This window comes from Planctomyces sp. SH-PL62 (genome assembly GCF_001610895.1).
Taxonomy (GTDB): domain Bacteria; phylum Planctomycetota; class Planctomycetia; order Isosphaerales; family Isosphaeraceae; genus Paludisphaera.
Window position 1 is genome coordinate 4852658 of sequence record NZ_CP011273.1, and the last position, 14243, is coordinate 4866900.

Annotated in this window: 9 protein-coding genes, 2 tRNA genes and 1 pseudogene; 8 read left to right on the forward strand and 4 right to left on the reverse strand. The window is 66.9% G+C overall.

All coding sequences use genetic code 11. The features are described 5' to 3' along the window. Nucleotides 1-7 precede the first annotated feature (7 nt). The gene (gene ettA / locus VT85_RS18660) at nt 8-1681 is read right to left on the reverse strand and encodes an energy-dependent translational throttle protein EttA (protein ID WP_068422277.1); all 1674 of its coding nucleotides are present in this window, start codon (nt 1679-1681) and stop codon (nt 8-10) included. Nucleotides 1682-1869: 188 nt separating this feature from the next. Between ettA and VT85_RS18665 the strand changes: the two genes are divergently transcribed. The 8 genes and pseudogenes from VT85_RS18665 to VT85_RS18700 form a co-directional block, all read left to right on the forward strand. Beyond that, a tRNA-Met gene (locus VT85_RS18665) sits at nt 1870-1943 on the forward strand. A gap of 589 nt (nt 1944-2532) precedes the next feature. Then, nucleotides 2533-3114 (forward strand): PEP-CTERM sorting domain-containing protein, encoded by a 582-nt coding sequence (locus VT85_RS28635; protein ID WP_068418753.1) that lies wholly within the window; start codon nt 2533-2535, stop codon nt 3112-3114. Nucleotides 3115-3396: 282 nt separating this feature from the next. Next, entirely contained in the window at nt 3397-4248 is an 852-nt protein-coding gene (locus VT85_RS18675) for a hypothetical protein (protein ID WP_156512950.1), read from the forward strand. Nucleotides 4249-4428: 180 nt separating this feature from the next. After that, nucleotides 4429-5610, forward strand: coding sequence for a M24 family metallopeptidase (locus VT85_RS18680; protein ID WP_068418759.1), 1182 nt, complete (start codon nt 4429-4431; stop codon nt 5608-5610). A gap of 333 nt (nt 5611-5943) precedes the next feature. Next, a complete protein-coding gene (locus tag VT85_RS18685) occupies nt 5944-9048 on the forward strand; it encodes a response regulator (protein WP_068422280.1) in 3105 nt (1034 codons plus the stop codon). Nucleotides 9049-9066: 18 nt separating this feature from the next. After that, nucleotides 9067-9894, forward strand: coding sequence for a CheR family methyltransferase (locus VT85_RS18690; protein ID WP_068418762.1), 828 nt, complete (start codon nt 9067-9069; stop codon nt 9892-9894). Further along, nucleotides 9891-10469, forward strand: a complete 579-nt coding sequence (locus VT85_RS18695) for a chemotaxis protein CheB (RefSeq protein ID WP_068418765.1) — start codon at nt 9891-9893, stop codon at nt 10467-10469. Before VT85_RS18690 ends, VT85_RS18695 begins: the two co-directional genes overlap by 4 nt. Then, nucleotides 10466-11965 (forward strand): annotated as a pseudogene (locus VT85_RS18700) (response regulator); the annotation flags it as partial. The gene VT85_RS18695 and the pseudogene VT85_RS18700, both read left to right, overlap by 4 nt. Nucleotides 11966-12121: 156 nt before the next feature. Here VT85_RS18700 and VT85_RS18705 read toward each other — a convergent pair. The 3 genes from VT85_RS18705 to ribD all read right to left on the reverse strand — a co-directional run bounded on the left by VT85_RS18705 (nt 12122) and on the right by ribD (nt 14240). Next, a tRNA-Gln gene (locus VT85_RS18705) sits at nt 12122-12192 on the reverse strand. 95 nt (nt 12193-12287) lie between these two features. Continuing rightward, nucleotides 12288-12962, reverse strand: coding sequence for a redox-sensing transcriptional repressor Rex (locus VT85_RS18710; RefSeq protein WP_197490870.1), 675 nt, complete (start codon nt 12960-12962; stop codon nt 12288-12290). A gap of 90 nt (nt 12963-13052) precedes the next feature. After that, nucleotides 13053-14240, reverse strand: coding sequence for a bifunctional diaminohydroxyphosphoribosylaminopyrimidine deaminase/5-amino-6-(5-phosphoribosylamino)uracil reductase RibD (gene ribD, locus VT85_RS18715; RefSeq protein WP_231871410.1), 1188 nt, complete (start codon nt 14238-14240; stop codon nt 13053-13055). Nucleotides 14241-14243: the final 3 nt, after the last annotated feature.

Here is a 14243-nt window from a genome sequence, read left to right on the forward strand (position 1 = left end):
CGCCGCCTCAGCGGGTCAGGGACCGGTACTTGATCCGGTGCGGCTGGTCGGCCTCGGTCCCGAGGCGCTCGTGACGCTGGGTCTCGTAGGTCTCGAAGTTGCCGTCGCACCAGACGACCCGGCTGTCCCCCTCGAAGGCGAGGATGTGCGTGGCCACCCGGTCGAGGAACCAGCGATCGTGGCTGATGACCACGGCGCAGCCGCCGAAGTCCAGCAAGGCCTCCTCCAGGGCGCGGAGCATGTCGACGTCGAGGTCGTTGGTCGGTTCGTCGAGGAGCAGAAGATTGCCGCCGCTCTTGAGCAGCTTCGCGAGATGGACGCGGTTCCGCTCTCCCCCGGAGAGCTTGCCGACGAGCTTCTCCTGGTCCGGCCCCTTGAAGTTGAAGGCCGCCACGTACGCCCGCGCGGGCATTTTCCGCCGGCCCAGCGTCACCTGATCCAGCCCGCCGGTGATCTCCTGGAAGATCGTGTTCTCCGGGTTGAGCGAATCCCGGTTCTGGTCGACGTACGACGGCACGACCGAATCCCCGACCTTGAGCACTCCCTTGTCAGGGGCTTCCTGGCCGACGATCATGCGGAACAGCGTCGTCTTGCCGGCGCCGTTGGGGCCGACGACCCCGATGATCCCGCCCGGCGGCAGTCGGAAATTCATTTCCTCGAACAGCAGCCGATCGCCAAACCCCTTGGAGATCCCTTCCGCCTCCACGACGAGCGAGCCCAGGTGCGGCCCCGGGGGAATCTGGATGACGACGGCTTCGTCGCGCTTCTCGTAATCCTGGGCGGCGAGCTGCTCATAGCGCTGCAGCCGAGCTCGGTTCTTGGCGACTCGCGCCCGGGGCGACATCCGCACCCATTCAAGCTCGCGCGAGAGCTGCTTGCGTCGGGTGCTCTCCTGCTTCTCCTCCAGTGCGAGGCGGTTCTGCTTCTGCTCGAGCCAGGAGGTGTAGTTGCCTTCCCAGGGAATCCCCTGGCCGCGATCGAGTTCGAGGATCCACTTCACCACGTTGTCGAGGAAGTAGCGGTCGTGGGTGACGAGGATGACGGTGCCGGAGTGCTCCTGGAGATGGCGTTCGAGCCAGGCCACGCTCTCGGCGTCCAGGTGGTTCGTCGGCTCGTCGAGGAGCAGGATGTCGTGCCGCTCGAGCAGGATCTTGCAGAGCGCAACTCGTCGGCGCTCGCCGCCGGAGAGGGTCGAGACGTCGGCGTCGCCCGCCGGCAGTCGCATCGCCTCCATCGCGATCTCGAGCTTCCGATCGAGATCCCAACCCTCGGCCGCCTCGATGGCGTCCTGCACGTCGGCCTGCTCGGCGAGAAGCGCATCCATCTCGTCGGCGTCCGGCCCCTCGCCCAGCCTGGCATTGATCTGGTCGAACCGATTGAGGAGGTCGCGGACCGGCTTCACCGCGAGTTCGACGTTCCCCTTCACATCATAGCGGGCGTCGAGCACGGGCTCCTGGGGCAGGTAGCCGATCGAAATGCCCGACGCGGGACGAGCCGTCCCCACGAAATCCTTGTCCAGCCCCGCCATGATGCGCAGCAGCGTGCTCTTCCCCGAGCCGTTCCCGCCGATGACGCCGATCTTGGCCCCAGGATAGAAGGAAAGCCAGATGTTCTTCAGAACCTCTTTCTTCCCATGAGCTTTGGACAATTTCTCGATGCTGTAAATGTACTGGGGAGGCATGGCCTGAGCTTTCCGAATGACCGAATCCAGGACGAAGAGAGAGACGACTGCGCCGGTGACGACGGGGAGGATCGATTCGAGCGTCCATCTCATGCTAGACGCTCTTGAATCCGTCCCGATCGTCTGGTAGGGTGATTATGGCCGAGGTGAGCCCGGGGGACAAGCTTCCCCGCCCACTCACCCTCGACGCCGGGGTAGCTCAGTTGGTCAGAGCGGCGGTCTCATAATCCGCAGGTCTCGGGTTCGAATCCCGACCCCGGTAGTTTTCCTTCCCACCCTTTGGCAGCCCCACCTCATTCCACTTCACGATGGGGGGGACTTCCTGTCCTCCCTCGCCGGCCTCAATCCTCGGCACCCGTCCAGGAACGGCTTCGTGCTTTTATAAACTTGCGTTTGTGCCTAGTTGCAAACGCTTTTGTTCCGCTGCAAGACACTCAAGAGATCAACCTGGACGTGATGGCACCGTGCATCCACAGGGCGAGCGTCGCGGACTGGATCCGACCGGCGGGGCCGCGATCCGCGGGGAAGGCGGGGAGCCGGCCTGAGATTTGCTGGACGAGCCGGCCTGGCCGCCAACCGCCCATCCGGCGTCGTAATCACCTGGAAATGCAGGAGTTCCGTCGTGTCGTTTCCCGGATCGGCACATGGATGGCGGAACGATGGTCCGACTCCCTCGATGTTTCGCGAGAACAACGGAAAGCTTCGGGGCTGCAATAGTCCCCAGAGAATGAGGTTGTGTCCCTTGACTCGCGGCGTCCAGATTCGTTAGGTTACGTTGCTTGTTCGGAATAGCAGGTCGATTCGTTCTCGTTTCCGACCGTCACCTAAGAGAAGAGCAAAGGAGACACTGAGTGATCAAGCTGCATCGCATTCTGTTGGCGGGCGTCGTCCTCGCCCTGGCCACGTCCTCCGTCCAGGCCGCTGACGTCAATGGTCAGCTGGCGATCGGCGTTCTCGGGAAGGTCACCTCCACCGGCAGCGACCTGAATTCGCCGACGGCCGTGATCACCATCCCGAAGCTTCAGGCCACGGATGACGGGTCGAACGACTTCACCGTCATCACCGCCGGCACGGTTGTCGACAACGACGGCGCGACCCTCGACATCGCCGCCGCCGCCGCCGGCTTCAACTTCAGCATGAACGGCACCTACGGCACGTTCGTCGCCGATCTGGGCAACATCGTGACCCAGTCGGCCGACTTCCTGAACCTCTACGTCGAAGGCCTCTACACCCCGGCCGGCGGCGTCACCGGCGATCCCGGCCGCGCCAGCTTGAACATCACCCTGACGTTCAACAACGGCGTCTACGGCTTCGCGGCCGTCCTGAACGCCCCGCCGACCCCGGTCGTCCCCGAGCCCTCCTCGGTCGCCCTGGCCGGCATCGGCCTGGCCTCGGCCGGCCTGTTCGGCCTCCGGAAGCGCTTCACCAAGTGACCCGCCATCGCGGTGAACGGTGATCGCTCCTAGGTAACAGAGGGCGTCCGATTCTCGTAATCGGGCGCCCGATTTTTTGGTAGGATCAGTCGACTCGCCGAGGCCCCTGCGGTCGTTTCGGCGTCCAGCCAGGCCGTTCCCTGATCGGTCGACGCCCTCGTCGCAACCAACCGGCCCCTGTTCCCGCATCGCCGCAACGATCGACCCACCTCCCGCTGCGATCCTGCTCCCGGGACCAGGCCTTCGAAGCTTCCTCCGATCGGTTCTCCAGGACCAAAATCCATGACGACCGCCACGCCCTCGCGGGTTTCCTGCCTGCTCGCGCTTCCTCTGGTGATCTTGGCTATGGGGCTGGGCTCGGCAAAGGGCGATTCGGTCTTCGACGTCGCCATCGACGGGAAGAGCCTGGGACAATTCGCCGTCAACGTCTATCACGGAGAAGCGACCGACACCCCCTCGGGGCTGGTTCGCGGGGCGGCCATCCAGGGCGTCTTCACCCCCGGCGGCGCACTGGGACTGCCTGCGGGATACGAGTATCGTTGGATTCAGACCGTCACTTCCACGGACCCAGCCTATCAGGTCTCCGATTCCTGGCAGAAGCCGGATGTCACCTACATCGATCGAACGCGGCTCGCCGACGGTAAGACGGTCGGGGACGGATCGCCTTTCTACGTCAACCGTTACGACCCGATCTCGGGGACTCTCCCGTTCCAGGACAATCCTGCGCGACTCGTGGAGTCGTTCAGCGGGGTCTGGAATTTGACCCTCGTGGCCGTGGAGGGGCCTTCCAACCCTCTCGCCCCGTTCGATACGGCCAATTCGAGCGACGACCGGGATATCTTCGCGATCACGAGTTTCGTCTGGGGATTCTCCTACAATCTCGGGGCGACCGCCGTCACGCTCAGGGATCTGGCTCAGCAAGCCGTCGATCTGGACGCGCTGAGTGAAGCCTTCGCTCGCGACGTCGCCTTCGGCGACGCCTCGACCTTCTCGCCGAGCGCCTGGACGCTCCGTCAGGGTTTCCCGACGACCGTGGTGCCGGAACCCTCCTCGCTCACGCTGCTTCTCTTCCCTCCGCTCCTCTACCTCGCGGCCATCCCTCGGGGCCGACGACGCTCCCGCAGCGGGGCCTGATCACGCTCGCGGAGCCGCAAGGTCTGTGTGGGCGAACGAAATCGCGAGAATCTCCCCCAGGCGGCCTCTCCTCTGGCCGCCGAGGACAGGCCCGAGTACCCTGGCGGCTCTGATCGTCGACCGGCCGGGGTTTGGATTCCCGCGAGCCGAATCCGTCGTTCGCCCCTGGGAGCGCGCACCATGTTCGACCTGCCTGCGATTCAGAAGCGACTTCAGGATTTCGGGGCGGATGGATGGTTGCTCTATGATTTCCGGGGGAACAATCTCCCCGCGAGACGCATCCTGGACCTGGAGTCCGTCCCTCCCGGTTCGAGGCGATTCTTCTACTTCATTCCGGCGTCCGGCGAGCCACGGAAACTGGTCCACGCGATCGAGAGCAAGGCCCTCGATCACTTGCCGGGCGAGAAGATCATCTACCGCTCGTGGAATGGTCTCGAGGAGGGTCTGCGGAACCTTCTCAGCGCCGGTCGTCGCGTGGCGATGGAATATGCTCCGGAAATTTCCAACCCTTATGTATCCAAGGTGGACGGCGGAACGCTGGAATACGTGCGCAAGTTGGGCGTCGAGGTCGCGTCGTCCGGGGATCTGATCCAGGTTTTCGAAGCCGTTTGGGACGACGATCAGTGGCGGATGCACCTGGAGGCCGAGAAAGTCACGACGGCCGCCTTCGACCTGGCCTGGCGATTGATCGCCGACCGCACGCGAGGCGGGGGCGAGGTCCGCGAGACGGAGGTGCAAGCCGCCATCCTCGACCACTTCGAGCGGCAAGGGCTGACGACTTACAGCCCCCCGAACGTCTCCGTGGGAACCCACAGCGGCGATCCCCATTACGAGCCGTCCGCCGGCGGAGACGCGGCGATCCGGTCGGGGGATTTCGTCCTCATCGACCTCTGGGGCAAGCTCAAGAAGCCGCGTTCCGTCTACAGCGATCTGACCCGCGTGGGGTACGTCGGGCCGTCCGTCCCCTCCAGGTATGAGGAAGTCTTCAAGATCGTGGCTGCCTCGAGGGACGCCGCGATCGACCGGGTCCGCGAGGCGTTCCAATCCGGCCGACCGCTCCACGGCTTCGAGGTCGACGACGCCGCGCGCGACGTGATCCGGCGGGCCGGATACGAGGAGCGGTTCATCCACCGCACCGGGCACAACATCGGCCAGGAGGTGCACGGCAACGGTGCCAACATGGACAACCTGGAGACCCACGACGAGCGACTGGTCCTCCCTCGGACCTGCTTCTCCATCGAACCCGGCGTCTACTTCGAGGAGTTCGGGATTCGGAGCGAAGTCAACGTGTTCATCGACGCCGAGAACGCCGTCCATGTCACCGGAGGGTTGCAGCGGGCGGTCGTCCCCGTCCTCGCCTGATTCGAGCCCGACCACGACCGAGCCTTCCCACCCAAGACCGCCTCAAGACCACCGAACCGAGATCCCCGCTCGTCCTCCGGATCGTGGCCGCGGTTGCCGCGCCAGCCTCGGGCCGACTATACTCCTCGATCCAAGCCCGGCGAGAACAGGTCCGCACGAGGGAGGAATCTCCTCGGCCATGGTACGGAGTTGAGCGTGGGTATCGAGGAGAGAAGCTCGGGGGATGAGGGCGAGATCCCCGGTTCGGCTGCAAGACCCGGCGAGAGTCCGAAGCACGTGATCCGGCTCGACCCGGACGACTCGCCCTGGCTGTACGCGGCCATCGTCCTGGCGATGACGATCATCTTCCTGCTGGACCTGGCGTCACCGTTGGGCGTGTCGGTTTGGGTCCTTTATCTCGTCCCCGTGGCGTTCACGCTCTGGGTCTGGCGTCCTTCGGTCCCCGTCATCGCGGCCGCGGTCGCGACGCTGCTGATGATCATCGCCTACTTCGCGTCCGACCTGGGGGTCGTCTCCCGCGACGTGGTTCGGATCAACCGCAGCTTCGGGGTCGTCACGCTATGGATCAAGGCCGTCGTCGGCTACCATTTCATCCGCAACAAGCGGCGGGTGAGGCATCACGACTGGCTCCAGGTCGGCCAGACCCGGCTCAGCGTGGCGATGCGAGGGGATCAACGGATCGAGCAGCTCGGCGAGAGCCTGCTTCGATTCCTCGCGGAGTATCTCGACGCCCAGGCCGGGGTCGCCTATACCGGCGAAGGGGCTGACTTCCATCGCCTCGCGACCTATGGCGTCTCCGCGGAAGGGGGTTCGCCCGCGACATTCAAGTGGGGGGACGGCTTGCTCGGCCAGGCGGTCAAGGATCGCCGGACGTTCCTGATCGAGGACGTGCCCGACGGGTACATCACGGTCGGCTCGGGGTTGGGACGCGGCACGCCGCGGGGCCTGGTCATCACTCCCACCTCCGCGGACGGCGTGGTGAACGGCGTGATCGAGCTTGGCTTCTTCCGACCGATCGACGCCTCGGCGTCCGAGTTCCTGGACCGGGTGTCGGAGTCCGTGGGCGTCGCCATCCGCTCGGCCCGCTATCGCGCGCATCTCCAGAACCTGCTGGAAGAGACCCAGCGGCAGTCCGAAGAGCTTCAAGCCCAGGGCGAGGAACTCCGGGTCTCCAACGAAGAGCTCGAGGAACAGAGCCGTTCGCTCAAGGAGTCTCAGGCCCGCCTTGAATTGCAGCAGACGGAGCTGGAACAGACCAACACCCAGCTCGAGGAGCAGACCCAGCTCCTCGAAGGCCAGCGAAACGACCTCTCCCGGACCCAGGCCGACCTCCGGCTCCGCGCCCGCGAGCTGGAGCAGGCCAGCCGGTACAAGTCGGATTTCCTGGCGAACATGTCGCACGAGCTGCGCACGCCGCTGAACTCGTCGCTCATCCTCTCCAAGCTCCTCGCCGACAATCTCCAGGGAAACCTGACCGACGAGCAGATCAAATACGCCCAGACGATCCAGTCGGCCGGCAACGATCTCCTGAAGCTGATCAACGACATCCTCGACCTGTCCAAGATCGAGGCGGGCCGGATGGACGTCCAGGCGGAGAGGATGCCGATCGCCGAGATGGTCCAGGGCCTCGCCCGCACGTTCGAGCCCATCGCGGCCCAGCGGGGCCTGCGGTTTTCGACCCGGATCGCCGACGGCTGCCCCGCCGCGATCGAGACGGATCGCCAGCGCCTCGAACAGGTGTTGAAGAACTTGTTGGCGAATGCGATGAAGTTCACCGAGCGCGGCGAGGTGACGCTCGGGGTCTCCCCCGCCGCCGACGGCCGCGTGGAATTCTCAGTCGTCGATACGGGGATCGGCATCTCTCCCGCCCAGCAAGAGGTGATCTTCGAGGCGTTCCGCCAGGCGGACGGGACCACCAACCGGAAATACGGCGGGACCGGGCTGGGGCTCTCTATCTCGCGAGAACTGGTGAGGCTGCTCGCGGGCGAACTCGGGCTGGCAAGCGAGCCGGGCCGGGGGAGCACGTTCACGGTCAGCCTACCCGCGGCCTACGACGCCGGGATGGTCGCCTCCCGGCCCGCCCCAGGTCCGTCGCCCGTCGCCCACCGGGCTTTCGCCGACTCCGCAACCGACTCGCGATCGAACTGGGATTCCCTCCCCCGGAGGTTCCTGGACGACTCGACGCCGGGCTCCGCCCCCCCCCCCCGCCCCCGGAGAATCGACGACGATCGGGAGCGGCTCACGGGGAACGCCCGCGTCATCCTCGTGGTCGAGGACGACGAGCCGTTCGCGCGAATCCTGGCGGACCTCGCGCACGAGCTGAAATTCCAGTGCCTGATCGCGACCACGGCGGAGGAGGCGCTTGCGGTAGCCGTGCAGTACGTGCCGAGCGCCGTGGTGCTCGACGTCGGACTTCCCGACCAGTCGGGCCTCTCGGTCCTGGACCGGCTCAAGCACGACGCCCGGACCCGGCACATCCCCGTCCACGTCGTCTCGGCGGGAGACTACGCCCAGACGGCGCTCGCGCTGGGCGCGGTCGGCTACATGTTCAAGCCGGTGAAGCGAGATGAGTTGGCCCACGCCCTCGGCCAGCTCGAGACGCGGCTCTCCCGCCGACTCCGACGGGTCTTGCTGGTGGAGGACGATCCGGTCCAGCTCGACAGCCTGCGTCGGCTCCTGAGCTCGCACGACGTGGAGACCGTGGGCGCGATGTCGGCCGCCGCATGCCTGGAGCAGCTCCGGTCGGAGACCTTCGACTGCATGGTGCTCGACCTCTCGCTGCCGGACGCCTCCGGCTTCTCGCTCCTGGAGACCCTGAGCCGGGAGGACGCCTACTCCTTCCCGCCGGCCATCGTCTACACCGGCCGAGACCTCTCCTCCGAGGAGGAGCAGAAGCTCCGCCGCTACTCGAAGTCGATCATCATCAAGGGGGCGAAGTCCCCCGAACGGCTCCTGGACGAGGTCACGCTGTTCCTGCACCAGGTGGTCTCGGAGCTGCCGCCGGAGCATCAGCGGATGCTCGAGAAGGCGCGCAGCCGCGACGCCGCCCTGGAAGACCGCCGGATCCTGATCGTCGAGGACGACGTCCGCAACGTCTTCGCCCTGACGAGCGTCCTGGAACCCCGGGGGGCGATCGTGCAGATCGCGAGGAACGGCCTCGAGGCGATCGAGGCGATGGAGAACTCGCTGGGGGCGGCCGGCGACCGGATCGACCTGGTCTTGATGGACGTCATGATGCCCGAGATGGACGGCCTGACCGCCGTCGCCGAGCTTCGCAAGCGCCCGGAGTGGCGGAAGCTGCCGATCATCATGCTGACCGCGAAGGCGATGAAGGACGATCAGGAGCAATGCCTGGCCGCCGGCGCGAACGACTACGTCGCGAAGCCCCTGGACGTCGAGAAGCTCCTCTCGCTCGTCCGCGTGTGGATGCCCCGCTGACCAGGAGACCGGACGACCATGCAGGACTCCAGCGAGGACATCGAGTTCCGCCTCCTCCTGGAGGCCGTGCTCCGGAGGTATCACTACGACTTCCGGGGCTACTCCCCCGCGTCCCTCAAGCGTCGGCTCCGGCAGGCCCGCGAGCGGTTCGGCTGCCGAAGCTTCTCCCAGCTCCAGGATCGGGTGCTGCACGAGCCCGCCGTCCTGCCCGAACTGCTCTCCTACCTCACCGTCCAGGTCAGCGAGCTCTTCCGCGACCCGGACTACTTCCGCGCGATTCGCGAGCACGTCGTCCCGTACCTGAAGACGTACCCGTCGCTGCGGGTCTGGGTCGCCGGCTGCAGCTCCGGGGAGGAGGTCTACTCCCTGGCCATCCTGTTCCGGGAGGAAGGGCTGGAGGAACGCACGCTCATCTACGGCACCGACATCAACCCCGAGGCGCTCCGGCGGGCCGAGTCCGGGGTCTACGAACTCGAACGGATCCCCCTGTTCACCGAGAACCACCGCCGGTCGGGGGGCAAGTCGTCGCTCTCCGACTACTACACCGCGGCCTACGGCGGGGCGGTCTTCGACAAGAGCCTCCGACGTCGCGTGGTCTTCTCGGACCACAGCCTGGCGGCCGACCAGGTGTTCGCCGAGGTCCACTTCGTCTCCTGCCGCAACGTCCTGATCTATTTCGACCGCGAACTGCAAGACCGGGCGATCGGGCTGTTCAAGGACTCGCTCCCCCGGAAGGGCTTTCTGGGCCTCGGCTCCAAGGAGAGCCTGCACTTCTCGAGTCACGCCGAGGCCTTCACCGACTTCATCCGAGGCGAGCGGATCTATCAGAAGCGAGGCGAGCCATGAGCAACCCCCGGGCCGAGGCCGTGGCCGTGGGGACGTCGGCCGGGGCGCTCGAGGCGCTCTCCGTCATCCTCCCGGCCCTGCCCGAGAATTATCCCTTGCCGGTCCTGGTGGTGGTCCACCTTCCGCCGGACCGCGAAAGCCTGATGCTCGACCTCCTCCGGCGACGGTGCCGGATCGCCGTGAAGGAGGCCGAGGACAAGGAACCGATCACCGGCGGGACCGTCTACCTCGCCCCGCCGGACTATCACCTGCTCGTCGAGACCGATCGCAGGCTCTCGCTCTCCAGCGAGGAGCCCGTCCGATATTCCCGGCCCTCCATCGACGTCCTGTTCGAGACCGCGGCCGAGGCCTACGGCCCCGGCCTCGTCGGCGTCGTCCTCACCGGCGCGAACGGCGACGGCTCACGAGGGTTGCGGGCGATTTGCGAGGCCGGCGGCCGCGCCCTGGTCCAGGAACCCGGACTGGCCCTGGCGTCGGCCATGCCCCAGGCCGCCCTGGACGCCTGCCCCGAAGCCCGGCGACTGAGCTTGGAGGCGATCGCCGAGCGACTTCTTGGTATCGTGGACCCGACATGACCGATCACACTCCGAACGTCCCCGTCTACTTCCTGCTCGTCGACGACCTGGAGGAGAACCTCGTCGCCCTGGAGGCGCTGCTGCGCCACGAGGGCGTGACGCTGCTGAAGGCCAGGTCCGGGCCCGAGGCGCTCGAGCTGCTCCTGAAGCACGAGGTCGCGCTGGCGCTCGTCGACGTCCAGATGCCGGGCATGGACGGCTTCGAACTGGCCGAGCTGATGCGCGGCGCCGAGCGCACCCGCCGCGTCCCGATCATCTTCCTCACCGCCGGCAGCGCCGACCAGCGGCGGCGGTTCCGGGGCTACGAGACCGGGGCCGTCGACTTCCTCGGCAAGCCCCTGGAGCCCGACGTCCTGCGGAGCAAGGTGGAGGTCTTCTTCCAACTGGCCCGCCAGCGCGACGACCTCAAGGCGGCCCTCGCCGAGAACGCCAGGCTCCTGGAGGAGACCCGGCGGCACGCCGAGCGGCTCAAGGAGACCGACCGCCTGAAGGACGAGTTCCTGGCGATGCTCGCCCACGAGCTGCGAAACCCGCTCTCGGCCGTCTCCAGCGCCGTCCAGCTCTGGAAGCGGAGCGACGCGAGGAGCCACCACGACTGGGCGAAGCAGGTCATCGAGAACCAGATGAAGACGTTCTCACGCCTCATCGACGACCTGATGGACGTCTCCCGGGTCAACCACGGCAAGATCCGCGTCAAGAAGCAGGTGGTCGATCCCAGGACGATCCTCGAACAGGCCGTGACCTCGGTCACGCCGCTGGTCCGCGAACGGAAGCACGAACTGACCGTCGACCTGGCCCACGGCGAGGCGATGGTCGACGTCGACCCGACGCGGTTGGAGCAGGTGATCGTCAACCTGCTCACCAACGCCGCCAAGTATTCCGGCGACGCCTCCAAGATCCGCCTGTCGACCCACGTCGCCGACGGCCATCTGTCGATCAGCGTGCAGGACGCCGGGGTCGGCATCGCCCCCGATCAGCTCCCGAGGATGTTCGAGCTGTTCGCCCAGGGGGACCGCTCGATCGCCCGCTCGGAAGGGGGGCTGGGCATCGGACTGACGCTCGTGAAGTCGCTCATCGAGCTTCACGGCGGCGAGATCCACGCGGAGAGTCCGGGCCTCGGCCACGGCAGCACCTTCACCGCGCGGCTTCCCCTCGCGGGCGGCGCCGCGAGCCTCGCCCCCGCGACCGCCCCGACGCGGGACGAGTCTTCCAAGCTCCTCGTCCAGGTCGTCGACGACAGCTCCGACGCCGCCCTCGCCATGTCCCAGCTCCTCCGGCTGAACGGTCACGAGGTGGTCGTCGCGCACGACGGCCCCTCCGCGCTCGCCCTGGCCCGCCGTCGCCGCCCCGACGTCGTGGTCCTGGACATCGGCCTGCCGGGGATGAGCGGCTACGACGTGGCGAGGCACCTCCGCGCGGAGCCCTTCGGCCGCTCGCTGCGGCTGATCGCCGTCACCGGCTACGGACAGGAATCCGACCGCGCCCTCGCGGCTGAGGCGGGCTTCGATCACCACCTGACCAAGCCGGTCGAGATCGATCAGCTCATGCGGTTGCTGAGAAACGTCCGCGCCTCGCATCGCGAGGCCGTTCCCGAGGGCGAGGTCGCGAGAGCCGCGACCAGGGAGACGCCCGAGTCCAGGGAGGGGAAGAAGCTACCCGGCCAGGATTCGAACCTGGAAAGACAGGACCAAAACCTGTTGTGATACCGTTTCACCACCGGGTAATCGTCCTCGCATTCTAACCATCGATCCCGCCTTGGGGAAGACGAGGACGCCGGGAAGGCCCGGCCATCGCCGAATTCCAGCCGGGCCGGGACGCTCAACCGGCCCAGGAGACGCCGTCGAGCGAGCCCTGGACCTTGTACGCGAGGTTCTCGAGCTGGATGCTCAGGTCGACGGCGATCACGCTGACGCGCGGGGGGACGGCGAGCGGCACGGGGGCGAAGTTGAGGATGCCGCGGATGCCGGAGTCGATCATCTGGTCGGCGACCGCCTGCGCGGCCTCCGCCGGCACGCAAAGCAAGGCCAGGCTGACCTTGTGGGCCGTGATGCTCCGGGCCAACTCGTCGAGCGGCTCCACCGGCACCCCCTGGTGGACCTGGCCGACCTTTCTCGGGTCCGTGTCGAAGATCGCGACGATGTGGAACCGCCGCGATTGAAATCCCCGATAACGCAGCAGCGCCCGGCCGAGGTTGCCGAGCCCGACCAGGATCAGCGGCCAGTCCTTGTCGACCCCCAGGATTCGCCTGAGGACGAGAATCAGATCGGTGACGTCGTAACCGACGCCGGGACGCCCGAACTGGCCGAAGAATGCGAGATCCTTCCGCACCTGGGCGTTCTTGATCCCGAACGGCTCGCCCAGTTGGTGACTGGACGTCTTGGTCAGGCCCTCGCGCTGGAGCGATTCGAGCTGACGAAGATACAGGCTGACCCGGCCCACGACGGCTTTGGGAGCCGGCTTCGCGTTCGGATGCCCGTTTCGTGAAGGATTCACGAGGTGCATCTCCGAAGGAAGACAAGCCCTTATGAGGGCAAAATCCATGCCATCGCCACGATGGAGTCTAGCGGTTTGACACCATACCGGTCAAGACGGATCGGCCTCGTCCGGAGGAGCCGGCTCGGACAACCTGTCCATCGCCTCGCGCCAGGCCGCCGGGACCTCCCCCTGGATCCGGACGTCGTCGCCGACGAACGACCTTCGGACGTCTCTGAGCCGGAGCGAATCGGACATCAGGGCTCGTCCCCGCCCGCGCACGGCGGTCCGGGCGTGGTCGCCCCCTTCGAGGAGGGCCGCGATGTAGACGTCGACCTCGTCGACTCGGCCCTGGTCCAGAAAGGAGCCGAGGACGAAGCCGCCCCCTTCGACGAGCAAATTCGTCATACCCCGCCGGCCCAGCTCGCCGAGCAGGAAATCCAACGAAGGCCGCTCCGCCCCGGGGTCGATCAGAAGCTCACATCCCGATTCCCGCAGTCGGTTCACGGCGTCGCTCGGGGCGTCACCGCCGACCACGAGGATCGTGGGGATCTCGCGCGCCGTGCGGACCAGGGTGGAATCGACGGGGGTGCGCGCCCGGGAGTCCAGCACGATGCGGGCCGGCGTGCGGGGACCGGGAGGCCGCGCCGTGAGTTGAGGATCGTCGGCGATCACGGTTCCCACCCCGACCAGGATGGCGTCCATCCGACCCCGGACCTGATGCACGAGAGACCGGGATTCGGCCGAGGAAATCCAACGGCTGTCCCCGCCGGCGACGGCCGTCTTGCCGTCCAGCGTCATGGCCCACTTGGCGATCACATAAGGAAAGCCCGTGAAAAGCCGCTTCAGGTAGGGGGCGTTCAGGGCCAGGGCGGCCTCCGCCCCCGCGCCGACGACGACCTCGACCCCCGCCGCCCTCAGCCGGGCCAGACCCCCGCCGGCGACCTTCGGGAACGGGTCGCGATGGGCTGCGACCACTCGCGACACCCCGGCGCCGAGGATCGCCTCGGTGCACGGCGGGGTCTTGCCGTGATGGCAGCACGGTTCGAGCGTGACGTAGAGCGTCGCCCCGCGCGCACGCCCCCCCGCCGCTTCCAGAGCGACGACCTCCGCGTGCGGCCCGCCGAAACGGCCGTGATGACCGACGGCGACGAGTTCGTCGCCCTGCACCACCACGGCCCCGACCATCGGATTCGGTTCGACCCGCCCGCGCCCGCGGGCGGCCTCCTCGAGAGCCCGTCCCATCCACGCCCGCGCACGCGCCGACTCGTTCACGTCGCGATTCGCTCGCATGTTCATGGG

Coding starts and splice junctions, on each gene's coding strand:
- ettA (WP_068422277.1), bottom strand. CDS start 1,681: ATGCCTCCCCAGTACATTTACAGCATCGAGAAATTGTCCAAAGCTCAT.
- VT85_RS18675 (WP_156512950.1), top strand. CDS start 3,397: ATGACGACCGCCACGCCCTCGCGGGTTTCCTGCCTGCTCGCGCTTCCT.
- VT85_RS18680 (WP_068418759.1), top strand. CDS start 4,429: ATGTTCGACCTGCCTGCGATTCAGAAGCGACTTCAGGATTTCGGGGCG.
- VT85_RS18685 (WP_068422280.1), top strand. CDS start 5,944: ATGACGATCATCTTCCTGCTGGACCTGGCGTCACCGTTGGGCGTGTCG.
- VT85_RS18690 (WP_068418762.1), top strand. CDS start 9,067: ATGCAGGACTCCAGCGAGGACATCGAGTTCCGCCTCCTCCTGGAGGCC.
- VT85_RS18695 (WP_068418765.1), top strand. CDS start 9,891: ATGAGCAACCCCCGGGCCGAGGCCGTGGCCGTGGGGACGTCGGCCGGG.
- ribD (WP_231871410.1), bottom strand. CDS start 14,240: ATGAACATGCGAGCGAATCGCGACGTGAACGAGTCGGCGCGTGCGCGG.